The organism is Comamonas testosteroni ATCC 11996, assembly GCF_000241525.1.
Taxonomy (GTDB): Bacteria; Pseudomonadota; Gammaproteobacteria; order Burkholderiales; family Burkholderiaceae_C; genus Comamonas; species Comamonas testosteroni.
In genome coordinates, this window is sequence record NZ_AHIL01000032.1 from 94,429 (window position 1) to 116,808 (window position 22,380).

Sequence of the window (22,380 nt, forward strand, 5' to 3'; positions counted from 1 at the left end):
TGAGTTGCCCCTGACCCCAGACGCAGCTATGCCACGGTGACCGTCTGAGGGCGGCCCAGCTCTGTGAATCGATTGAGAATGGCAGCACGGATATGCAGCTCATTGATCTGGCGCTCAAAGGTTCTGGACATGACCCGCTCGCCCAGTCGTTTGATGCAGTTCATCTTGCTCTGCACCAGGTTTCGCCGGTGATAGCCACTCCACACTTTCCATATCCTTCGACCCAAACGTTTGCATACGGCGAGCGCCGCATTGCGATACGCGAAGGCATCGCCTTTGCGTATCCGGGCGTTCTTTCTCGGAGGAATGATGGGGACTGCGCCCCGTTGAATCACGCCTCATGCACGGGCTGTGTGTCATAGGCCCCACCACCGGTCAAACTGAGCACGGCTTCGTTGAGAGGGACTTGCTCCAGTAGGTCCGCGACGACAACCGCATCACTTACTTCATTGCTCGTTACGCAAATTGCCCGTATTTGCAATGTCTGCGCATCAATGCCGATGTGCAGCTTGCGCCATTGACGACGGCGTTCAGCGCCGTGCTTTTTGCATTTCCACTCGCCTTCACCCAAGAACTTGATACCCGTCGAGTCCACGAGCAAATGCAGCCCTGCTTGGTTGGAGTGATATGGAACTTGGACCTGCAAGCTACGCTGGCGGCGGCAAACTGTGCTGAAGTCCGGCGTGGGCCAATGCAGTCCTGACAAATGCAAAAGGGACTCCACCATGCCCATGGCTTGGCGCAGTGCCAAGCCGAACAGATTCTTCATAGTCAGGCAAAACTGAATGGCTGCATGCGAGAACTTCGGGCTTCGTCCGCGTTTGCCGCTGGCCGCAGCAAACCATTGCATGCGCTTGTCGAGCCAGATGGTCAACGAGCCTCGTGACTTCAAGGCTGCGTTGTAGCTGGGCCAGTTGGTGGTGCGGTAACGAGGTTTGCTGAACTGGCTCATGACGCAAGCCTACGGCCTGCGGCACAGCGATTTATGCAACAACGCCGTGGCCAATGATCAGTACTTGCAAACTGTCGATCAAATGATGGTCCGCGCATTGGTAATACAGCGGGACAAGATGGTTGACGACCGACCTTGAGATTCGTCAGGGCCTTTCTTTGAGGCACTGCACGGTTTTCTCATCCAGCCACTCCGCATGCATGCCCGGGCAGGCGAACTCATCGCGCAGGCTTTGAGTAACGGTTTGGGGTTCATCGGCTTGGGCATCAGGCGCAGACAACCATGCTGCGAGAAGCAGGGCGCCAACGATGACAAGTAGGGAATCAACAATCGTCTTCAGCATGAGGATCTCGTTTCATGTGGTCGACGACCATGTGAGCCGAATGATTGAGGTTGAGGGCACTTTGCGCCGCGTGGTCAGTGGGGTGTTTGAGATGGTGAAGGGGTACCTTGCCCCGAGACCTGTCTATTTCTCTGACCTTGATGATGGGCAGACGTTATTGAGGTGGGTGACCAGCAACTGCGCGCGTGGCCCCGTGAGCTGCGCATCATCGGCCTGCGCACCAGCGGGAATGCCCAGCAGTTTGGCTCGCTGCAGTTACAGCACGATGTGGGGATGCTGGCACAAGACCAGGCGCTGCAGCAGGTGGCGGTGCGCCGGGAGCAGGCGGCGCGGATTAAGCAGCTTGAGGATGAGTGTGCGGCTTTGCGAAGGCAGGCGGCGAATGCAGAGCAACCTGCAGCTCAGAACGATTTGCAGGCGAGTCTGCTGTAGGGCGGTTTACCAGCCTTTGCGGTCGTAGCGCTCGGCGCGCATCCCGGACCATCAAATGGTCACTATCATGGCTACGGTTAATTCTTGATTATCCGAGCGACAACAGCGTTTGATTTGTTGTCTCAAGCTCAATTGGCGTCCGCAGAAGAACCGCACCTTAAGGGTTTCGGTCGGTAAACCACCCTGTGGTGGGCTTGGATCTCAAGGCGGGATGCCTGGTGGGGCGGCGACCAGCGTGCTGCCTGTCTCTCGGTCTTTCTTCAATTTTTGAGTCTCGCATACATGGCATTCATGATGGAAGATGTCCCCGAATCGGGGCCCACCTCTCTGGCGAAGGAGCATTGGATGCTCGTCGAGTGGGTCAAGGCGTCTCGGGTCGGGGTCGTCGAGTACCTCCGCCACCGGATGATGGATCCAGTCCTGCTCGCGGCGCTTTACTACATCGAGGGCTTCGGCATGGGTGATGGCAAACTCTTCGCTCTCGTGCGCGGCGATGCTATCTATGTGGCTTATGTTCGCTGGGGCAATGCGCTGTGGGTTGGAAGCCCTTCTGTGGGCCACGTTCAGGAGGTCAGCTTTCCGGAATCCACGCCGATGAGTCGTGGGGCGATCGAGGGCCTGTTCACCGATGCACTTGGTGACTACTTCGAGGCCCACTCCGTCATGAACCGATACACATGGGAAGACCCCGGAGGGGTGACTTTCGACTGGAGCGCCACCCGGTGGGTGGTCCGACCTAGGAAATATTCGCTGCTGTATTGGCGCAGCAAGTTCGCCAAGAGGTGGGGCGGGTTCCGGGCGCGCCTGTGGCCGCAGATCTGGACTTTCATCAGCAGCCCGCTGGTTGCGGCGCTATCGCTCACAGCATTGGACTGGACGGGCAACCGCTGGCCCATGGTCTTGGTCGGTGTGTGGCTGGTTTTGCGATTGTCGCAGTACGAGGCGCATTGGCGCCTTGGAGACTGGATGATCGGTCGAAAGAAGTTCCGCGACCCCTTGGAGATCTTCCGTATCTTAGGTCGCCTACAGGAGTCTCCACCACTGACAGCCCTGACAGTTCGCGTCGAGCCGGTGGAGGGTGATGCGATGGCACGGCTCGTCCGCGTCTTCAATCGGAGCTGGGTGCCGGTGACATTCGTCTCTATCTCCGCCGACGCGCTAGCCGATCTCCTCGCGCCGGGGCTGATCGCGCAGATGCGCAGGGAGGCCGGTCAGGGCGGAATCGACATGAAGGAGGTGGAGCGCATGTTTCCGTCGATGACAAAGAGGTGGCTCTGGCCGTTGCAATCGTTCGAGCGTCGCTACCATCTGTTGGACGGGTTTCCTTCCTCAACTCGACCCAGCCGGATAAAAGCCACTGTCAGCACTTCTCGCCTCGTGTCGGGGGAGCCTAGCCGCGGACTGGCATTCTTCCTCCTCGAAGTCGAAGATGCAGAGCCTTCAGCATCGCCCGGCCCGTGAAGAGAAGGTACTGGAATGTGGGTGGGCTTGTGTCGGGCCTTCGCGCGACATGGTTGCGGACCATAAAAGTGGGGCCGTACCGGGCATGACAATGCCCAAACTTTCCATGGACTCAGACGGTCAGTCTGGAGCAGACCCGCATTCAAGCCGGTGGCGAGGCGATCCGCGCCTTTGTGGCGACGCTCAACGCCGAGACTTCCAAGGTGGAGCTGTACAAGGCGCGCGCCCAGGGTGAGGCCATCAAGCAGGATGCCTACCGATCCCAGGTGCAGGCCTACAGCGCCTTTGCCAGCGCCCAGGCCGAGCGCGCTCGGGTGGCGATTGCCCAGACCCAGGCCAAGATTGCCGCCAAGGGCCTGGAGTGGGATGGCTGGAAGGCGCGCCTGTCGGCCGAGGTGGCCAAGATGGATGCAGCGGCCAAGCAGTCGGCCATCCTGGTGGACGGCTACAAGGTAAGCGCCAGTGCCATCGAGGCCAAGGCTGCGAGCTTCATGCGCCGTTGGGAGGCGGACATCAAGCAGTACGAGGCCGGCAGCAATATCAGTCTGCAGACGGCCAAGCTCAATGCCGATGTGGCAATCCAGAGCAATGCCGTGCGCCTGGAGGCGGCCAAGATTGGCCTCGCGACTTCGGCGCAGCGCGTGGCCAGCGCCTGGAGCATGGTATCTGCGTCGGCCGGTATCTCTGGCGGCGTCAGCTGGGGCTATAGCGGCTCGCTGGATCAGTGAGGAGGGGCTGGGAACGACCCAATGCCGTAGTTCGCTGCCGCCCTTTGCGGCCATACTATTTCTGATGAGACAGACGTACATAGCCCAGTCAACTCATTGATCATCGGGCATATGCAGCCGCGTTTGTGAGCACCAGAACGCCCCACGTTAGTCCAACTAGCGTGGCAAGGATAATGAGTGCAATCACTACTGATGTCCGAGTATTCGCAATCGCCGCATATCCCGCCATGCACAAACAAAAGGCAGCAGGGACTAGCCCGATGCCCATGGCGCCAACCATCGAGAACGCAAGAAGTCCGCAGCCGTAGATCAGTACAAGCAGCCATCGCGTCAGGGACCATGCGATCGGAAGCTTGGACAAACCTGGCGATTCATTCGCGTTTAACGCAGGCATCCTTCCCCGATGGAGGATCATGCTGCGCAACCCAATCGCGGCAAGCAAAGCGGCCAATGCCCCCCGATTACAAACACTGGCCATTGTTGGAATGCAATGTGACTTACTGCCGTCTCATCGAGACTTCGACCTTCAAAGACCAATTCGAACAGATTCATTCCAAATATTGCGACTACCAATATGAATACACCGGATGCGCGTCGAAACCAGTAACGAGGCGGGCGTGGACCGCGACTTGTCGTATGCATGATTCAGCAGAAGGGGGAGAAATAGTCCTGAAATTTGCGCTCGTCCCGTGCGACGGTACTCGTTGGCTGCTACGTCTCCTCACATTTGAATAGCACTTGGACTTCGGGTCAAATCTAGATGGCTGCTTTCGGCCGACCTGCGACTGCCGCTGACCGACCCGTTGCAGTCGTTCGCTTACTGCTTGGCAATGACAGCTTCCAGAATCAAACCGCTGTCAACGGTTCTGATTCAAAAGCGCGATGCAACAATGTCAGGAAATCAGGTGCTGACGGCAGATTGACAGAGCCAATGTGGCGCACTTCGACAGCTGGCGTCCACGAATTCATGACCGCTGCTCCCTGAAGCGTAGTCAACGAGTCAATAGTGATGTGCTGAAAACGCTGCGGTACACCCAACCGCTCCAGTTGGCGCATCACGATGGCCATCGTCGTTCCACGCAGCATTTTTGCCTTCGGCCACACAACGCTCTTGCCATCCCAGAAGACCAGATTCCAGATGCTCGCCTCACTCAGCCGCCCTTGGTTGTCGATGAACGCAGCGTCATCAAACCCATGTTCAACGGCCTTGCGCTGAAACCATGTTTTTGCAATTTCCCCAACATGCTTGATTTCGGGCACGACTCTCTCGTAGTTCACGATATCCAGCGCCAACGGCCCCTGAGGGCCATCGGATGGTGGCGACGTTCGCACCAGCATGTGCAGCGGCGCATCATTGCCGGGAGGCGTGAATTCCCCCGCAGACGAATAGACGGTTGCAGTCAAGGAAAAGTCGCCGTCGTTTCTCGTCTTCAGTGCAGACGCCAGATAGCTTTTGACCGCCTCATCGCACAAGGCACAGCCGAACATGGGCAGTGAAGCTGCATGCAAGCGCTGAAGATGAACATCCAAGCCCCGCACTTTACCGCCTCTTACTTGCAGGGCGGTGAAGTGGGCATAGCCTGCGAAAGCCAATGGACCCAATGCCTCCGCAGTTGCAGGACGCCCATTGCGCTGCACGGTCGCGTCATTGGAGGGTGGGTTGCTAATATCTGCCATCTTGAACTCCGTTGCTGGTGAAGCTCGGAGGTTAAACTTTGACAGCGCTGTCAAGGTCAAGGTGTTTTTGAAAAGAGGATCGAATGCGGATTGGAGAGCTGGCTCGACGAAGCGGTGTCAGTGAGCGCATGTTGCGCTACTACGAGCAGCAAGGACTCCTGCGACCTGCCCGCACCGATGCGCACTATCGAGAGTATGGAGACGTAGAGCTTTTGGCCGTGATGCGTATTCGCCAGCTCAATGAATCTGGGTTGAAATTGAATGCAATCCGCATTTTGTTGCCCTGCATGGTTGATGGCCCTGCCACCTTTGAGCCTTGCGACGAAATCCGCTCCGTTCTCACCGAAGAACTGGCGCAGTTGGAGAAAAAGCTTCGCGATCTGAAAGAGAGCCGGAATATTGTGGCTAGCTACCTAGCATCGTTGAGCTTGCCTTAACTCTAAAGTGGAGGCCTCGAAAGATGTGGAGCACTGCGACCTCCGCTTTGTAGACTGCACCATACGTCAGCAGATAGGACGATCCGGTCTTCTTCCTGTGTGAGAGGCGACGCTTAGCAGCGCAAATCCAGCGACCGCAATTGGCCGTTAGCGGCTATTTCCAGCACCCCTCTAGGGTTCGACCGCCGAGCTAGCCCCCGGAACACTCCGGGGCATGAAAAAAGCTCTCGCATCAATGCTGGCGCTGCAGGGCATTCACCAGCATCTGAGTGCCGAGCAAAAACAGGACATTGCCATCGCGGCCGTGCAAACCACGCCAGGAGCCGCATCAGCGGGCGCAGCGCGACTGGGCGGACTTCCTCTCAGTGATTGGGCAGTGGTGGCAACCATCGCCGATGTGGCGCTGCAGGCGGCCTATCTGATCTGGAAATGGCACCGTGATTACATGCATGAGCAGGCTCGCCAGGAACTGCGTGATAAGGCCAAGGCTGCCGTAGGGGGCACGCCATGAGCAAGATCCCATCGCAGCTGCGCACCAGCATCGGCGCCTTGCTGGTGTTGACCGGCTGCGATGCCCACGACAAGGCAGAGGAGAGTGGCTGAAAGCATAGACCTCCAAATCTAAAAGCCGACGCAACGAAATCATTTTGCAGTCTCTTCACTTGCTAAAACCGGAACACATGCCGGAACAGTTCCCGGAATGTCTTCAAAAGTTATAGCATTGCATCTTTGGTGCTCCGAACCGGAGTCGAGCCGGCACGCCTTGCGGCGGGGGATTTTGAGCCCCCGTCAGATCAACATTTTTGTAGCCCATTTCGCCACAGAAGAGACAATTTGCTAAATAGCAAAGGAGCAAAACGATTGGCTGAACGCAAATATGGGGAGTCTGCACCCGCAACCGATACCACACTTGCCGGCGTGGACTGGTACGAAAAGGAGCTTCGTGATCAGCGCCATGAACGCACGCTATTCTTGGATCTCGATATCAGCGAGTCGCACAGCCAGGGCATGGTGTTCGAGGATTGCACCTTTCGGCGCGCGCGCTTCAACGCCTCAAAACACCAGGATTGCGCCTTTGTGAACTGCACTTTCATTGGCTGCGATTTCTTCGACAGTAGCTTCAAAGACTGCAAGCTGGTCGGCAGCATGTTCGATAGCTGCAAGTTTGGCCATATGCAGGTGCAGGGTGGTGACTGGGCATTTGTGGGCCTGCCAGGTGCCGATCTGCGCAGCGCTGCCTTTACAGGAACACGCCTCCGAGAAGCGGACCTGACCGGTGCTCGCTGTCAGGGTGGGTCTCTGCGCGACATAGACTTGTCTGGTGCTTGGCTCCATAGTGCCGATTTGAGTGGCTGTGACCTGCGCGGCAGCGATCTGAGCGCAGTAGAGCCTGAGAACGTACAGCTGAAGGGGGCGATCATTACTATTGATCAAGCGGTTGCCCTGGCAGAAGCCCTGGGTGCGGACGTACGCGCTTCCTGACGTGACGGCGCTGGATCAACTACGGATCTAGGGTAAGCCGAGCACCTCGTGAGGTTTGCGCCAATCCTATGGTGCGACTGCCTGTGAATCGTGCCAAAGTCCTATCTTGCGCGCCGCTGCCTCTTGCTCAGCCAACTCGTATTGCCCCCAGTTCGCCACATCGGGCTGTTAGGGGGGCGCCGTCTGAGGCCCCGACAACAAGGCAGATGAGGACTGAGGCGAGCATGGGGCAAAGGCGAAGAGGGCCGCCATCCAGTGCATAATAACGACCGGTCATATCAAACGAGAAATGACCGATGCGGAGCGCTCCGCAAATCTAGGTTGAGGCTAGATCCAGAAAACCTAGTGGAATCAAGCATCTGCCCGTAGCTCAGTTGGATAGAGCAACAGCCTTCTAAGCTGTGGGTCACAGGTTCGATCCCTGTCGGGCAGGCCAAGTGAAAAAAAGCCCATTCATGCAATTGCATGAATGGGCTTTTTGTTTCTGCATCAGCAGTGTGCCGCAGAGTGTTTCTAAGACTCTGCGATCTTGTCCCCTATATTTTCATTCCATCTCTTCTTCGAAAACGACCGATGGTGCAGCGACGACGCGTGCAATGTCCGTGGGTGCCGTAATCAGACTTTTGCTTACATAGCTGAAGGGGGTATCAGGCTCGAGGGCTGCAGTTGCCAAATGCGCTTTTGCCTGATTGAGAGTGATGTAGTAGCTGCCCATGGGGGCTTCAATGGCTCCACGCGTCAGGACAGGGGTGTTGCTGCCGGTACGCGATGGGGTGTAGTTTTCTGCCAGCATCTGGCCAGATTCTGCAATCTGCATGACTTGCACTCCCTGCAGGCGCAAACGGTCGACGGCTCGTCCTGAGTCAGCCGACAGCCAGTAACCGCATGGGCGCGGACGGCTTTGTTCGGGCTTTATGTTCAGTGATGAATTCCAGTCCACACGGGCTTCGATTTCCTGTCCGGATTCGGCCTGCAGCATCCGGATGGTGCGCTGCTCAGGTGTTTGTTTGGACTGGATGGTCAGGGTGTTGCGGCAAGCGAGAGCGGAAATATCGCGGGACACAAAGGATTCGACTTGCTTGAGGTTTTTTGATTTCTCGGCCGTGGCTCGCAGTGCTGCAGTTGCCGCAGTGACCAGGCTGTGCACTCGGCGCTGAATGTGCAGGCGCCCCAGATCGGAGCCGCGGCTAGATATCAGCACAGCGACAGAGTTTTTGAGACTGCTGGTGTTGGCAAGAGTGTCGGCAGTCAAACCGGCCATGGACATTGATTTGTCATCAGGCTGAGCACTGGGCTGAAAAAACCATTCATTGCTGAGCTCTGCCTGCTTGAGAGCGTTGCGTATGGGTTGGCTGAACCACTCTCGCGCAGCCTTGTTGACAAATTCGTGTGCATTGGCCGTGGCAGCGGGTTGCAGCAGTACGTCGTAGCGTTGCACGGCCTGAAATTTCTGCAGCAACATGCCAGCTGCTGCAAATTCACGTAGATCAATCACCGCCGCCGGACGGTAGTTGCGGGTCAGGCGGGCGAGGGCCTGTGCTTCCGGAGTGCTCAACAGCAGATGATCGTGAACGAGGTCTGTGCCGTCTGCTGTGACGTGGCTGGCCGTGCCTGCCGCATCAGGATTGGCTCGGGGTACGATGATGATGTTGGTCTGCTGCAGCAAGGGCGCCAGCAGGCCGCCTTGGCTCAGTTCGCGTGCAACGACCAGCAGGGCCTCAGTGCTGGCTGGTTCGTCGCCACGCTGGCCGCCGACCAAGAGCACGGTGGGTTTGCCGCTGCTGTTGATGGCTGTTGCCTGGGTGCTTTGGCCCTGAGTCGCAATAAGCGCTTGAATCGGAAGTCCTCTTTGAGAGGTGCCGATAGTGACGGTGGACAGTTGCAAGCCGTTGCCGGCCTTGCTGCTCACTGATTGCAGCCATGCAGAAATTTCTGTCTGCGTGCTGAACTGCTGTCGCCCGCTACTCAGACCCGGTGTGTCATAAAGAGTGGTGGGATCGGCAAAGAGAGACTCGATGGCCGGGTTATAGGGCAGGGCTGTCAGCTGTGGCGTAGGAGCCACCGCCTGGCTGATCACCGAAGGAGCGGCCGGAGAACTTGTTGCGGAGGGTGCTGGGGCTGCTGCAGGGCCTGACATGCCAGCCCAGGGTGGCAGTTGCACATTGGCACAGGCCGTCAACAGCACTGCCGAGCCCACTGTCGTCAGCTTGAGCATGCTTTGGGTCCAGACGGACCGCGTGCGCTTGGCATGAGAGAAAACAGGCTTGGTAAGAAATGTCATAAGTTCAACGCAGATAAAAACAACATGCCAAGAGCGAAAGCTCAAGCTTCGCACATCTGGAACCCATATTAGGTCGGCTGGCTTGCTGTCGGCTGTCAGCGCGCAGCGATGCTGCAGCTGGAAAAAACAGAAGGGCTGCAATATTGGAAATTGCAGCCCTTCAGGAGGTTGGGTTGAAGGTGACTCACACCTTCAACCATAGACGCCGTGGATTAGCGGCCGTAACCGCCACCAAAGCCTCCGCGGTTACCACCGCGATTGCCTCCGCCAAAGCCACCACGACCGCCGCCAAAGCCGCCACGGCGACCACGGTCAGCCATGCTGTCCACGCTGGTGCGCATTGGATCAGGTTGGCCACCACCGTTGCTGCCGCGCGCGCCGTTGTGGCGGGCGTGGCCTTGCTGCGTACCCAGGTGCGCATCGGCACGGGGGGGCTGGTCGTCGTAGCGGTTGCCGCGCTCACGATCCCCGAACTGGCGGGCGCCGCCGCGTTTTGGGGCCCGCTGTTGATCGCTGTTGCCCTGGGGGCGTGGAGTACGGTCGCTCTGGCCGAAGGAATTGCTGCGTTCGGTGCCGCGATCTGAGTTGCGTTCGCCGCGTTCCACAGCCTGCTGGCCTTGGCCGCGCTGGTTGTTGACGCGGTTGTTGCTGCGGGGCTTGTGCTGTCGTGCGGGGCGTTGCTGTGCTTCACCCTCTGCTTCGCCTTGCTGGGCATCTGCTGAAGCAGGGCGACGGCCACCGCGGCCGCCGGTGGGCGTCTTGTTGGAGCGGATGCGCTCCATCATTTCCTGGCGGGCCGCCTTGGCAGCTGCCTGCATCACATCGCGGCTGGGAGGCTTGCCAGCGCCACCCCACAGGGTCTGTCGGCCCATGGCGATGGGCTCGGCAATTTCGCCTTCTTCAGGGCCAAAGCCTTCGATGGGCTGAACCGGAATCTCCTGCTTGGTAAAGCGTTCGATATCCATCATGAAGCCTTCTTCGTCCATGCAGACCAGACTGACTGCGTTGCCTTCGCGGCCGGCACGGCCGGTACGGCCGATACGGTGTACATAGTCTTCCGAGATATTGGGGATCTCGTAGTTCACCACGTTGGGCAGTTCGTCAATGTCGATGCCGCGTGCCGCGATATCTGTTGCCACCAGCGCGCGCAGCTCGCCTGTCTTGAAGCCTTCCAGGGCCTGGGTGCGGGCGCTCTGGCTCTTGTTGCCGTGCAAAGCCATGGCGGAAACGCCGTTCTTGGTCAGATACTCGGCCACATTGTTGGCGCCAAACTTGGTGCGTGTGAACACCAGCACCTGACTCCAGTTGTTTTCCTGGATGATGTGCAGCAGCACCTGCTTTTTCTTGCCGCGCCCCACGGGGTGGATGACCTGCTTGATACGCTGCACGGTGGTGTTGCGCGGCGTGACCTGGATGGATTGGGGGTTGCGCAGCAGACCATTGGCCAGCTCGCGAATTTCATCGCTGAAGGTGGCAGAGAACAGAAGGCTTTGCTTATCCTTGGGCACCAAGGCCAGAACCTTCTTGACGTCATGGATGAAGCCCATGTCCAGCATGCGGTCGGCCTCGTCCAGGATCAGCATCTCGACGGTGGACAGATCCATGAAGCCCTGACCGGCCAGGTCCAGCAGACGGCCAGGTGTGGCCACCAGGACGTCGACGCCTTTTTCGATGCGGGCGATCTGTGGCTTCATACCGACACCGCCAAAAATCACGGTGGAGGTAATGTCCAGATATTTGGCGTAGCTGCGCAGGTTTTCTTCCACCTGGGCCGCCAGTTCGCGGGTAGGGGTCAGCACCAGCGTGCGGATGCCCTTGCCGCCAAACTTGTTCTTGGGCGCTGTGCCGTTTGCCAGGCGCTGCAGCATGGGCAGCGTGAAGGCGGCTGTCTTGCCGGTGCCGGTCTGAGCGCCAGCCAGCAGGTCGTGCCCGGCAAGAACCAGAGGAATTGCCTGTGCCTGAATGGGAGTCGGGTTTTCATAACCCTGTTCTTGTACGGCCTTCAGAATGGCTGGTGCCAGATTCAGTTCTTCAAATGTCATTGTGATCAATTGCGCCAATCCTGGGCGCGGGGTATCAGCCTGTCATGGCACCCGTGGGGTGCCTGGCCAGTTGTAGGCAGATATAGTTTGCGTGTTGGGAGCTTGGAAACGCTTCCTTTGTCCCCAGCTGAAGTGCTGCTGCAGCAGGCAACTGGACGCCTGTTGCGAGGGGTATTGTCGCATGCACCGATAATCATGGTTTGATTGCCGTGTAAAGCGGCACACTTTTTTGCATAAATCCAAGTAACTCAAAGCAATTCGGACATGGCTCAATACGTTTTTTCGATGAATCAGCTGACCAAGACGGTGCCGCCCAAGCGCCAGATCTTGAAAGGCATTTCCCTGAGTTTCTTCCCCGGCGCCAAGATCGGCGTGCTGGGTCTGAACGGCTCGGGCAAGTCTTCGCTGTTGAAGATCATGGCCGGTGTGGACAAGGAGTATGAGGGCGAAGCCATCCCAATGCAGGGCCTGTCCATCGGCTACCTGCCCCAGGAGCCTCAGCTCAATCCCGAGCACACCGTGCGCCAGGCTGTGGAAGAAGCCATGGCCGAGGTGAACAATGCCAAGGCCCGCCTGGAAGAGGTTTACGCAGCTTACGCAGAAGAGGATGCGGACTTTGACGCCCTGGCTGCCGAGCAAGGTGAGCTGGAAGCCATCATCGCTGCTGCGGGCACGGACTCCGAGCATCAGCTGGAAATCGCCGCGGATGCACTGCGCCTGCCGGCATGGGACGCTATCGTGGGTCAGCTCTCCGGTGGTGAGAAGCGCCGCGTTGCCCTGTGCAAGCTGCTGCTGTCCAAGCCTGACATGCTGCTGCTGGACGAGCCGACCAACCACTTGGACGCCGAGTCCGTGGACTGGCTGGAGCAGTTCCTCCACCGCTTCAGCGGCACCGTGGTGGCCATTACCCACGATCGCTACTTCCTGGACAATGCTGCGGAATGGATTCTGGAACTGGACCGTGGCCACGGTATCCCTTACAAGGGTAACTACTCCGATTGGCTGATCCAGAAGGGTAACCGCCTGGAAGCCGAGCAAAAGGGCGAAGAAGCCCGTGCCAAGGCCTTGAAGAAGGAACTGGAGTGGGTGCGCCAGAATGCCAAGGGCCGTCAGGCCAAGTCCAAGGCCCGTATTGCGCGCTTTGAAGAGCTGAGCGATTACGAATACCAGCAGCGCAATGAAACACAGGAAATTTTCATTCCTGTGGCCGAGCGACTGGGCTCCAAGGTCATCGAGTTCACCAATGTCTCCAAGTCCTTTGGCGACCGCATGCTGATCGACAACCTTTCGATGAACATTCCCGCTGGTGCCATCGTCGGCATCATCGGACCAAATGGTGCCGGTAAGTCGACTCTGTTCAAGCTGATCGCGGGTAAGGAGCAGCCTGATTCAGGTACGGTGGACATCGGCCAGACTGTGAAGATGGCCTTTGTGGACCAGCACCGTGATGAACTGGCCAATGAAAAGACCGTGTGGGAAGACATCTCCGGCGGTTTGGACATGATCACCGTGGGCAAGTTCACGATGGCGTCGCGCGCTTACGCGGGCCGCTTCAACTTCAACGGCCAAGACCAGCAAAAGAAGGTCGGCAACCTCTCTGGTGGTGAGCGCGGTCGCCTGCACCTGGCCAAGACGCTGATTCAAGGCGGCAACGTGCTGCTGTTGGACGAGCCCTCCAATGACTTGGACGTGGAAACCCTGCGTGCGCTGGAAGACGCGCTGCTGGAATATGCCGGTACCGTGATGGTCATCTCGCATGACCGCTGGTTCCTGGACCGTATTGCCACCCATATCCTGGCCGCCGAAGGCGATTCCCAGTGGGTATTCTTTGACGGCAACTACCAGGAGTACGAAGCCGATAAGAAGAAACGACTGGGTGAAGAAGGTGCTGCGCCCAAGCGTATGCGTTACAAGGCGTTGAAGTAAGCATCAAAATGTCTCCGGCATCAGCTGGAGCGGGTATTCTTAGGGGCTATGAGCCTCGCACATGCATCCGTTTCCGTGCTGCGCACCTGCCTTGTCCAGGTGGTGCGTGGCGCTGATGCATTCGCGCTGCGATTGTTGCAGCGCACCGAATATGCGTTGGAGCAATCGCTCTCGACGGGTTTCCACTCTGCAAGGCGCGATGTGCTCGGCGCTGCGCTGCATAACCTGCAGCAGCACCGGGCTTCGGTGATCAGCAGCTTCCCGCAGAACTTGCTGGAGGCGCTGGTACTGTCAGCGCGCCAACCTTTTTCCTTTTCTGCACAGACGCTGGATACCGTCACTGGTCGGCTTTTGCCATTGGCGGCCATGGCCGAGTCGGCCAGCCGTCAACTAAAGGCCGAGCACAAGCTGGTGCAGATGGTCGAGCCCCAGGTCGAGCTTGCGCTGGCCGATCTGGATGCGTTGATGAGCGGCGCTCAGGGACTTGAATCCGCTCGGCCAGAGTGCAATCCGCTGCGGCTGGAGAACTATGTACGCGCTTTGAGCCAGTCGTTGACGGCTGTTCAGCCCGCCACGGAAGTGGCCGATTGCTGGCATGAATTCATGTCGCAGCAGCTGGGCTCGATTCTGGCTTCTGAATATTCCCGTGCTGCCAATTTGCTGCGCCAGCATGGCGTGCAGCCTGCCCGCTATGGCGCGGACGGCGACACCCGGCCTCAATGCCTGCTGACCTTGCGGCTATTGCAGGAGTTGGCCTCAGATCTGCGCTGGATTGATGATTCGCGCTGCACCGTGCCCCAGTCGCTGACGGACTCCATGCTGGCGGGTTGGCCGGCGACAGAGCCGGCCTCTATCGCGCCTGTGCAAGATTCTGGGCTGGAGCCGGGCTGGACTTCGTATTCGGCCAATGCGCTGCAGACTTCGCAGCAACCCTGGGGACACAGTGCTCTGAGGGGATTGCACGCACCACAGCCCAGCCAGGCTCCCAGTGCTCTGATTCAGATCCGCACGCTGCAGCGCATGATGAGCCATATGACCAGCGACGGCCGCCTGCTGCCGCCGGTGCAGCGGGTCTTGTTGCGGCTTGAACCCATGTTGAGCCAGTTGGTGGTGCAAGACGGTGTTTTCTTTGAAGATCGCTTGCACCCCGCACGGCAGTTGCTGGACGAGCTGACGGCTCGTAGCCTCTGGTTTGCTAGCGAATCTGCTCTGGGATTTGCCCACTTCATCACCGTGGCAGAGGCTGCGGCGAACCAGTTGGCCAGTGCTGGGCAGGCAAATGCCAATGTATTTGCCCGAGTACTGCAATTTGTGCGCGAGCAGTGGCCGCCGGAAGGTCGTATGAGCCGCATTGCGGCTCTGAACCCGCATACCGAAGTCGAGCATTCCACGCGGCAAGGGCTGATGAGCTCGGCGCTGGGGCTGGGGCTGGTCGATCATCAGATTGCGGGCGCCATCGAGCAGATCAAGCCCGATGCCCTGCAACTGGCGCAGATGATTCGCAGTTTGCCCAGTGCCAAGGGTGTGCCTGAAGATATTCTGGATTTTGTGACCGGCCCTTGGGCCGGTGTGATTGCCCAGGCACAGCAGCGGGCTGAACCAGGGCAGGAGCGCGACCCGGGTGGCTATCTGGCGCTGGTGCCCAGCCTGCTTTGGAGCGTGTCGCCTCAAGCCGCTCAGGATGTGACGCGGCTGGTGGCCATGGCGCCCAAGTTGCAGCGCCGTCTGGCGCGAGGCTTGCGCAGCGTGGGCCGCACGGATGTCGAAATCGCCGCACTGGCGGCCCGGTTGGGAAGCCTTCAGCAGCGGGTACTGGATGCGGCCGAGGCCGCGGGACAGTCTGGCTCCGACGAGTTTGCCAGGGCGGATGTGCTCGGTGAGCTGCCCAGCGTGCTGACGGGTCTGGATGGTGCCTTAGAAACCGTGCGCGCAGGGCTGGATATCACCTTGCCGGTACTGACCGACAGAGTCGAAGATGTGCCTGTGGTGACGGTAGCGCGAGAAACGCAAACCCAGGCGGCACACTATTCTTCCGGACCTGCCTTCAATACAAAGCAGCAGAAGACGGTCGGTGCCGCCGTGCTCGAGGCTGAAGCCGTGGCTTCCAGCCCGATGCCCGTGCAAGCCGCCATGGGCCAGGGCAGACCTGCGGATGTTGCCGAATGGCCTTTGGGCACTTGGGTGGAGTTGTGCAATGAGCGCCAGCAACTGCGTACCAAGTTGACCTGGGTCAGTCCGCAGCAAAGCCTGTTTCTGTTTACGGCCGAAGACGGGAGCACCCAGTCCATGACGCGGCGCATGCGGGACAAGTTGCTGACGCAGGGACAGCTGCGGCGCCTCGAGGCGATTGCCTAACTTCTTGCCTGTAGATCCTGATAACTGGGCAGTGTCGTCTGCCCTTCGATCTGTACCGATTGAGCCAGCAAAACAGCGCGAGCGGTGGCTACAGCCACAGCTTCGGCGGCCAATGTGCTCAGCGTCATCATTCCCAGCGACTTGCCGCTGCACGCAGTGCCCAGGGCGAACAGGCTGTCGCCGTCGCTCATGGTATGCACGGGGTTGATGGCGCGTGCCAGGCCGTCATGGGCTACCACGGCCAGGCGGTGGGCCTGGGCCTTGGTGATGACGGCGTCGGTCGCCACGACGCCAATCGTGGTGTTGCTGCCGGCCAGAATCGGCCTGGGCTCCTCGCCCGCCAGCAAGGCATCGCGGGTGCCGAGCAATTGCAGGCCGTCTGCCGTGCGTGCCCCGGCCAGCAACTCGCCATTGAAGGGATTGAATACATCGCCCAGCGCATTGCAGGCAATGATGGCTCCCACGGTGACGCCATCGACGGTAAAGCTGGCCGTGCCTATGCCGCCCTTCATGGCACGTTCATGGCCGAAGACTTTGCCCACCACGGCGCCGCTGCCTGCGCCCACGCTGCCCTCTGCGGGTCGCTTGGTGCCGGAGTCCGGCCCCGCATTGCGGCTGGCTGCATAGCCGGCTGCGGCATCGGGGCGTATGCGCATATCGCCCATCATCACGTCAAACAGCACGGCGGCGGGCACCAGCGGAATGCGGCCCACGCCGATATTCAGGCCCGCGCCTTGTTCTTCCAGCCAGCGCACGGTCCCTGTGGCTGCGTCCAGCCCCCAGGCGCTGCCCCCTGCCAGCATGATGCCGTGGACCTCCTGCACCAGATTGCTGGGGTGCAGCAAATCGGTCTCGCGCGTGCCAGGGGCAGCGCCGCGCACATCCACACCGCCCACGGCACCCTGAGGGCACAGCACGGCGGTGCAGCCCGTGGGACGACGCGAGTCGCTGAAATGGCCGACGGAAATGCCCTGCACACGGCCGATATGGCCTTCGTGTGCGAGCAGATCATCAACGGTTGAAAAAGCGCTCATGCCGGTACTCCTTGCATCTCTTATGTGTTTTTGTAAATAAACAGATGGTTTTTTATTCTTTAGGGTTTGCCCGTGTAAGGTTCATACTTACTCACATTGTTGCAGTCCGGTAAACAAATGAGAACCGTGCTGCTCACGCGCATCAAATTCAAGGAGTGATCCATGCCCGCCCATTTTTCCTTTGCCGCCAGCCGCCGTGCCGTTCTGGCTACTGCCGCAGTCGCATTGCTGGCGACTGCCGGTGTGCCTGCTCTGGCCCAGGATCCAGCCAAGAAGAACCTGCTGATCGGTGCCACAGCCGGCTCCAACTATGACCTGCTGCAAAAAGGCATAGTGCCTCAGCTGCAGAAAAAGGGCTACCAGGTCAAGTTGATCGAGTTCAATGATTATGTTCAGCCCAATCTGGCGCTGTCCGATGGCTCGCTGGATGCCAATTTCTTCCAGCACCGTGCCTATTTCGATCAGTTCACCACGGACCGCAAGCTGGCGCTGACTGCGATTGCTCAGGGCCCGGTGGCACCCATGGGCGTGTACAGCAAAAAGCACAAGTCTCTGGCCGATATCAAGAGCGGCGCCAAGGTGGCTCTGCCCAATGACCCCAGCAACCTGGCCCGTGCACTGCTGGTGTTGCAGCAGGCCGGTCTCGTCAAGGTCAAGGAAGGAGTGAACCCGGCTCGTATCTCCGAGCTGGATCTGGCCGCCAACCCTCACAAGCTCAAGTTTGTGGCGCTGGAGGCAGCCCAGTTGCCCCGCGTGCTGGAAGACGCTGACTATGTGGTGGTGAATGGCAACTTTGCCGTTTCCTCGGGTCTGAAGCTGAGCGAAGCCGTGGTGCTGGAAAAGACTCCCGATCTGTACCTGAACGTGGTGGCCGTGAAGACCGGCAACGAAAACAGCCAGTGGGCCAAGGATCTGTCCGCAGCCTACCGCTCGCCCGAGTTCAAGGCCGTGGTGGACAGTCAGTTCCCCGGCTACTCCAAGCCTGCTTTCCTGAAGTGATCAGGCTGGACTGAAGACGCCAAGGGCCGCGATGCGGCCCTTTTTTATGGCTGGTTATAGATGAAAAGCAAATAAGAGCATGGGTTTTTATTGGTTGGAATTTGCTCTCCGGGTCTGGATACTGCAAAGGCCTCTGCATGGATGCAGAGTCAGACCTTTGATATCAAAACACAGTACATCAACGAGGAGCAAAGCATGACCACTCTTTTTTCCGCAGCGCACCACCGCCGCCGCCTTTTGGCCACAAGCTTGCTGGCGGGAGCCGCTCTGGCCATGGGCGCCCTGCCAGCCGCGGCTCAGGACGCCGGCAAAAAGCAACTGGTCATCGGCGGCACGGCCGGCTCCAACATCGACCAACTGCAGTACGGCATTGTTCCCATCCTGCAGAAGAAGGGCTACAAGGTGCGCCTGGTGGAGTTCAACGACTATGTCCAGCCCAATCTGGCCCTGGCCGATGGCTCGCTCGATGCCAATTTCTTCCAGCACGAGGTCTATTTCAATCAGTTCAAGGGCGACCGCAAGCTGGATCTGACGGCCCTGGTGCAGGGGCCGATCGCGCCCATGGGCGTCTACAGCAAGCAGCGCAAGAGCCTGGCCGAGCTGAAGGAGGGAGATCGCATTGCCCTGCCCAATGACGCCAGCAATCTGGCACGGGGTATTCTGCTGCTGCAGCAGGCCGGACTGGTCAAGCTCAAGGAGGGCGTGAACCCGTTGCGCGTGTCCGAGCTGGATCTGGCCTCCAATCCCAAGAAGATCAAGCTCGTGCCCCTGGATGCGGCTCATCTGCCGCGTGCGCTGGATGATGCGCAGTACGCCATCATCAACGGCAACTTTGCGATTTCCTCGGGCCTGAAGCTGTCGGATTCGGTGTTGCTGGAAAAGACGCCCGAGCATTATCTGAACATCGTGGCTGTCAAGACCAAGGACAAGGATGCGCAATGGGCCAAGGACTTGGCTGCTGCCTACAAGTCCGCCGAGTTCAAGGGCGTGGTGGACAGCAAGTTTGCGGGTTATGCCAAGCCCGCATTCTTGCAGTAAGGCTCAACCGACAAGGGCCTGAACTTCATGCTCCAGATGGCGCAGCGCACGCAGCTCGATCTGCTGCAGCTGCGCTTTCTGCGTTTCGAGCAGGCCCTGCAGAAGCGCGGCGGCGCCAAAGTCGCTGAGCACGGCCTGCCCGGTCTGCAGATTGCACAGGATATTGTGGGCGTACAGATCTCCATGAAGCAGACCACGGCCGTGCAGATGGGTGATGGCAGAGCGTATGCCTTGCAGGAGCTGCTGGGCCTGGTCGGCTTGCAGGCGAAGTTCGGGGTCATAGACATCACGTGTGCAGCTGTCGAAGCTTGGCGGCCCGGCTAGCGGCTGCATGGCTGAATCCAGCAGGGGCAGGGCCGTGGCCATTTGCCCGTCAGGAGCGCCCAGAACCTGCGCCAGCGGCGTCAGCAGATGAGGGTGCTGTCCTGCCGCAATGCCTGCTGCCAGTTCGGATTGCGGCGTACCGTCGCTGGTCCGGGCGGCCTTGAAAACCTTGAGTGCCAGCTCCTGTCCATTGAGGCTGGCGCGGTAGATATGGCCGCTGGCGCCTTCACCCAGCTTGCTGGCAATCTGCAAATTTTGATAGAAAATGGGCTCAACCCCATGCTCTGAAAGCGTATCCAGCTCCTGTTTTTGAGTCATTGGATTACCTGCCAGCGCCAGCCATGCCAGTTGGGGAAGCCGGAAGATGACTTCAGGAGCATCATCGAAACGGTTGCTTGCAATGCGCAGCAACTCCAGCGCCTGGCAATGCTCCAGGCTCTGGGGCAGCTGCCTCAGCTGGTTGCATGACAGCATGAGCTTTTGCAGACGCGTGCACCGGCCCATGGATTCGGGCAACTGGTGCACGTGGTTGTCCGTGAGAATCAGCCAGCGCAGGCGCGCCGGCAGGCTGTCCTCGGGCACATGCGCGATACGGCAGGCCTTGAAGCCCACCATTTCGAGTTGCGGCATGCGGCCCAGCACACGGGGCAGTTCGCTGAACAGGTTGCTCGAGGCAAACAGAATGCGCAACCGCGCAAAGCGCGTCAGATCATCGGGCAGGGTGGTGAGCTGGTTGCCGGACAGATCGAGGATCTCCAGCGTCTCGGCCAGCTGATAAAGCGCGGCGGGGAACTCGGTCAGGCCATCGCTAAGCCTGATATGGTGTGCGCGGGCCAGTGAGCCATTGGCCAGCCCGGAGTGAAACTGTTCTAGCGTCAACATAGGACGCGCAGTCTAAGCCTTGCGCACGAAATGCACAGAAAACACGAAATGCACGGAATGCCTGCATGAAAATCTTCAAAGACCTGCCTGCGCTGGTGCAGGCATTGCCAGAACTGACGCTGAGCGACTGGGTGGATCTGCCTGCCGATACCGCTGCCCAGCTTGAGGCGCCAAATCAGTCTCCGCCAGCAGATCTGCTGAAACAGCCGGCCTTGCGCTTTGTGGTGCGTGATGCGAATGAAGTGCCGCGCATGGGCCATAAGCCCTGGATGCCGGTGGCGGTACTCGCCCGGATGCACTGGCCTTCCTCTGCGGACGCGGTGGCATGGTCTCGTTTTTTGCAGGCCGAGTTTGGGCGCAGCCAGCGCTTTGTAGAAAACCATGATGTGTGGGATGAGGCCGACGTGCCTGAGCCGTATTGGCCGCCCGCCGATGCGTCGTCCGATCAGCGGCTGGCCTATTGGCATCAAGGCTTGCAAGCCCATTTCTGGATGGATGAAGAGCCCGCCCAAGCCAAGCCATTCAGCCGGGCCGAGCTGCGCCTGTGCGAATGGCGCCTGGGTTGCAGTCTTCCCCAGTCCTTGCGTGACTATCTTTTGCAACTCGGTGTGCTGGAATGGGCCGAGCGCTTGCTGAGTCCGCGCTTTGTTCTCATGGCGCCGGATGCAGACATGGACGCCATCGGTCCGGTGCAAGTCGTGTTCCCAGGCATAGTCGACATTGTGGAAATGAGTGCGCCGCAACAGGCACAGGCCTTGATGGCGCAGTTGAATGAGCTGGTGGTGTTCGGGGACTATCTGAGCAATGGCAACCTCTGGTGCTTTGACCGTCGCGATGGCTCTGTCTGGTATCTGGACCATGACAGCAGTCCCTTGCTAACCCGTATGTTTGACGATGCGGGCGACTATCTGGACGCGCTGGCCTTGATGTCGCTATGCCACAGTCACGTCGTGGCCCAGGGGCGGGATGATGGCGATGAGCAGGCCGAAGTGCTGCTGGCAAAGCGCTTTGGGCGGGCGCTAATCAGGAAATGGATGTACTGAGATGAGCATGAAACTGCTCAAGGCCGCTGAACAGGGCGATATCGCTGCGCTGGAGCTGCGCCTGAAGGACGGTGACGATATCGCCTATGTGCAAAAGAGCACTGGCCTCAATGCGCTGATCACTGCCCTCAATTGCGGCAACGATGCTGCGGCCCAATGGTTGGTGGAGCAAGGCAGTCCGCTGGATCAGGTGAGCCTGACAACGGGCATGACCGCCACCGCCTGGGCGGCCTTCAACGGGCGCACAGAGATGCTGCAAGCGCTGCGGCAAGCGGGGGCCGATCTCGACAAGACAGGGGATGACAAAGGCCGAACCCCGTATCTGATTGCCGTGGACCATGGTGCCTGGGAGGCTGTGCGCTGGTTCTGGTCGACAGGGGTCGATCTTCGGCGCAGAGATGCACAGGGTCGCAATGCCCATGATCTGCTGGTGCAGAGCGGTCGCGATGTGCCTGGGGATTTGCTGGAGCGCACGGCAGCTCATGCGGCAGTACCGCCCACGGGGCTGTGACGGGATGACGATGCCATGCTTGCATGGCATCGTCATCGTCTCAACGGCGAGACTGCATCAGGACGCTGGCTGGATGCGTGTGATGATCAGCGAGCCATCCTTGTCCTCGGCATGGAACAGAACCTTGTCACCGGCCTTGAAAGAGGTCGACTGAGCGGAGTCAGACAGCGCAAACACCATGGTCATGGGAGGCATGTCCAGGTTCTTGATTTCTTCATGGCGAATCGTCAACTTGCCTGTGCGAGCGTCCACACGGGTGATTTCACCGGCGGTCATCACATTGCTCTGGCCGGTCGATGCGGCTGTCGAAGCACCGGCCATCGCCCCATGGCCTGCGTGCGCCGAGTGATCCTGTGCGGAAGCCGGAGCGGCCAGTGCAATGCCGAGGCTCAGGGCTGCCAAAGTGGTGTGAAAGAGGTTTCTCATCATGTTC

The 22,380-nt window shown here is 59.3% G+C and carries 19 protein-coding genes, 1 tRNA gene and 1 pseudogene; 13 read left to right on the forward strand and 8 right to left on the reverse strand.

Features of this window, described 5'->3' with window-relative positions; all coding sequences use genetic code 11:
* Nucleotides 1-26 precede the first annotated feature (26 nt).
* Both CTATCC11996_RS13765 and CTATCC11996_RS13770 read right to left on the reverse strand, forming a co-directional pair.
* Nucleotides 27-952: pseudogene (locus CTATCC11996_RS13765) on the reverse strand (IS5 family transposase).
* Between the two features lie 145 nt (nt 953-1,097).
* Nucleotides 1,098-1,295: a hypothetical protein gene (locus tag CTATCC11996_RS13770; RefSeq protein ID WP_003077122.1), complete on the reverse strand. Its 198-nt coding sequence runs from the start codon at nt 1,293-1,295 to the stop codon at nt 1,098-1,100.
* Between the two features lie 162 nt (nt 1,296-1,457).
* Here CTATCC11996_RS13770 and CTATCC11996_RS13775 point away from each other — a divergent pair, with 162 nt between their 5' ends.
* The 3 genes from CTATCC11996_RS13775 (at nt 1,458) to CTATCC11996_RS13785 (ending at nt 3,916) form a co-directional block, all read left to right on the forward strand.
* Nucleotides 1,458-1,727, forward strand: a complete 270-nt coding sequence (locus CTATCC11996_RS13775) for a hypothetical protein (RefSeq protein ID WP_003077123.1) — start codon at nt 1,458-1,460, stop codon at nt 1,725-1,727.
* Nucleotides 1,728-2,009: 282 nt separating this feature from the next.
* Nucleotides 2,010-3,188 (forward strand): hypothetical protein, encoded by a 1,179-nt coding sequence (locus CTATCC11996_RS13780; protein WP_003077124.1) that lies wholly within the window; start codon nt 2,010-2,012, stop codon nt 3,186-3,188.
* Between the two features lie 173 nt (nt 3,189-3,361).
* The gene (locus tag CTATCC11996_RS13785; RefSeq protein ID WP_003077125.1) at nt 3,362-3,916 is read left to right on the forward strand and encodes a hypothetical protein; all 555 of its coding nucleotides are present in this window, start codon (nt 3,362-3,364) and stop codon (nt 3,914-3,916) included.
* An 846-nt stretch (nt 3,917-4,762) separates the two neighbouring features.
* Here the strand turns inward: CTATCC11996_RS13785 and CTATCC11996_RS13795 are convergent.
* The gene (locus tag CTATCC11996_RS13795) at nt 4,763-5,593 is read right to left on the reverse strand and encodes an aminotransferase class IV family protein (RefSeq protein ID WP_042437960.1); all 831 of its coding nucleotides are present in this window, start codon (nt 5,591-5,593) and stop codon (nt 4,763-4,765) included.
* Nucleotides 5,594-5,676: 83 nt separating this feature from the next.
* Between CTATCC11996_RS13795 and CTATCC11996_RS13800 the strand changes: the two genes are divergently transcribed.
* From CTATCC11996_RS13800 to CTATCC11996_RS13815, 4 genes are all read left to right on the forward strand, one after another.
* Entirely contained in the window at nt 5,677-6,030 is a 354-nt protein-coding gene (locus CTATCC11996_RS13800; protein ID WP_003077128.1) for a MerR family transcriptional regulator, read from the forward strand.
* A gap of 214 nt (nt 6,031-6,244) precedes the next feature.
* Nucleotides 6,245-6,541 carry a hypothetical protein gene (locus tag CTATCC11996_RS13805; RefSeq protein WP_042437934.1) on the forward strand — a complete coding sequence of 99 codons (297 nt, stop codon included), beginning with the start codon at nt 6,245-6,247 and terminating at the stop codon, nt 6,539-6,541.
* Nucleotides 6,542-6,891: 350 nt separating this feature from the next.
* Nucleotides 6,892-7,512 (forward strand): pentapeptide repeat-containing protein, encoded by a 621-nt coding sequence (locus CTATCC11996_RS13810; RefSeq protein ID WP_003077133.1) that lies wholly within the window; start codon nt 6,892-6,894, stop codon nt 7,510-7,512.
* A 359-nt stretch (nt 7,513-7,871) separates the two neighbouring features.
* A tRNA-Arg gene (locus tag CTATCC11996_RS13815) sits at nt 7,872-7,948 on the forward strand.
* 108 nt (nt 7,949-8,056) lie between these two features.
* Here the strand turns inward: CTATCC11996_RS13815 and CTATCC11996_RS13820 are convergent.
* Nucleotides 8,057-9,793, reverse strand: coding sequence for a M14 family zinc carboxypeptidase (locus tag CTATCC11996_RS13820; RefSeq protein WP_034349174.1), 1,737 nt, complete (start codon nt 9,791-9,793; stop codon nt 8,057-8,059).
* Between the two features lie 212 nt (nt 9,794-10,005).
* Complete coding sequence (locus CTATCC11996_RS13825) at nt 10,006-11,835, reverse strand: DEAD/DEAH box helicase (RefSeq protein WP_003077137.1); 1,830 nt, start codon at nt 11,833-11,835, stop codon at nt 10,006-10,008.
* 264 nt (nt 11,836-12,099) lie between these two features.
* Between CTATCC11996_RS13825 and ettA the strand changes: the two genes are divergently transcribed.
* Both ettA and CTATCC11996_RS13835 read left to right on the forward strand, forming a co-directional pair.
* Complete coding sequence (ettA, locus tag CTATCC11996_RS13830; RefSeq protein ID WP_003063408.1) at nt 12,100-13,761, forward strand: energy-dependent translational throttle protein EttA; 1,662 nt, start codon at nt 12,100-12,102, stop codon at nt 13,759-13,761.
* A gap of 48 nt (nt 13,762-13,809) precedes the next feature.
* Nucleotides 13,810-16,116, forward strand: coding sequence for a DUF1631 family protein (locus CTATCC11996_RS13835; protein WP_003077139.1), 2,307 nt, complete (start codon nt 13,810-13,812; stop codon nt 16,114-16,116).
* Here CTATCC11996_RS13835 and CTATCC11996_RS13840 read toward each other — a convergent pair.
* Nucleotides 16,113-17,150 (reverse strand): P1 family peptidase, encoded by a 1,038-nt coding sequence (locus tag CTATCC11996_RS13840; RefSeq protein ID WP_003077143.1) that lies wholly within the window; start codon nt 17,148-17,150, stop codon nt 16,113-16,115. The two genes, CTATCC11996_RS13835 and CTATCC11996_RS13840, sit on opposite strands and share 4 nt — an antisense overlap.
* Before the next feature lie 162 nt (nt 17,151-17,312).
* Between CTATCC11996_RS13840 and CTATCC11996_RS13845 the strand changes: the two genes are divergently transcribed.
* On the forward strand, nt 17,313-18,149 hold the full coding sequence (locus CTATCC11996_RS13845; protein WP_003077145.1) for a MetQ/NlpA family ABC transporter substrate-binding protein: 837 nt from the start codon (nt 17,313-17,315) through the stop codon (nt 18,147-18,149).
* A 195-nt stretch (nt 18,150-18,344) separates the two neighbouring features.
* Nucleotides 18,345-19,187 carry a MetQ/NlpA family ABC transporter substrate-binding protein gene (locus CTATCC11996_RS13850; protein ID WP_034349209.1) on the forward strand — a complete coding sequence of 281 codons (843 nt, stop codon included), beginning with the start codon at nt 18,345-18,347 and terminating at the stop codon, nt 19,185-19,187.
* A gap of 3 nt (nt 19,188-19,190) precedes the next feature.
* Here the strand turns inward: CTATCC11996_RS13850 and CTATCC11996_RS13855 are convergent, their stop codons facing one another.
* Nucleotides 19,191-20,393 carry a leucine-rich repeat-containing protein kinase family protein gene (locus tag CTATCC11996_RS13855; protein WP_003077149.1) on the reverse strand — a complete coding sequence of 401 codons (1,203 nt, stop codon included), beginning with the start codon at nt 20,391-20,393 and terminating at the stop codon, nt 19,191-19,193.
* Nucleotides 20,394-20,458: 65 nt separating this feature from the next.
* Here CTATCC11996_RS13855 and CTATCC11996_RS13860 point away from each other — a divergent pair, with 65 nt between their 5' ends.
* The gene (locus CTATCC11996_RS13860) at nt 20,459-21,436 is read left to right on the forward strand and encodes an SMI1/KNR4 family protein (RefSeq protein WP_003077151.1); all 978 of its coding nucleotides are present in this window, start codon (nt 20,459-20,461) and stop codon (nt 21,434-21,436) included.
* A 1-nt stretch (nt 21,437) separates the two neighbouring features.
* A complete protein-coding gene (locus tag CTATCC11996_RS13865) occupies nt 21,438-21,947 on the forward strand; it encodes an ankyrin repeat domain-containing protein (RefSeq protein ID WP_003077153.1) in 510 nt (169 codons plus the stop codon).
* A gap of 57 nt (nt 21,948-22,004) precedes the next feature.
* Here the strand turns inward: CTATCC11996_RS13865 and CTATCC11996_RS13870 are convergent, their stop codons facing one another.
* The gene (locus tag CTATCC11996_RS13870; protein WP_003077155.1) at nt 22,005-22,373 is read right to left on the reverse strand and encodes a copper-binding protein; all 369 of its coding nucleotides are present in this window, start codon (nt 22,371-22,373) and stop codon (nt 22,005-22,007) included.
* Nucleotides 22,374-22,380 lie beyond the last annotated feature (7 nt).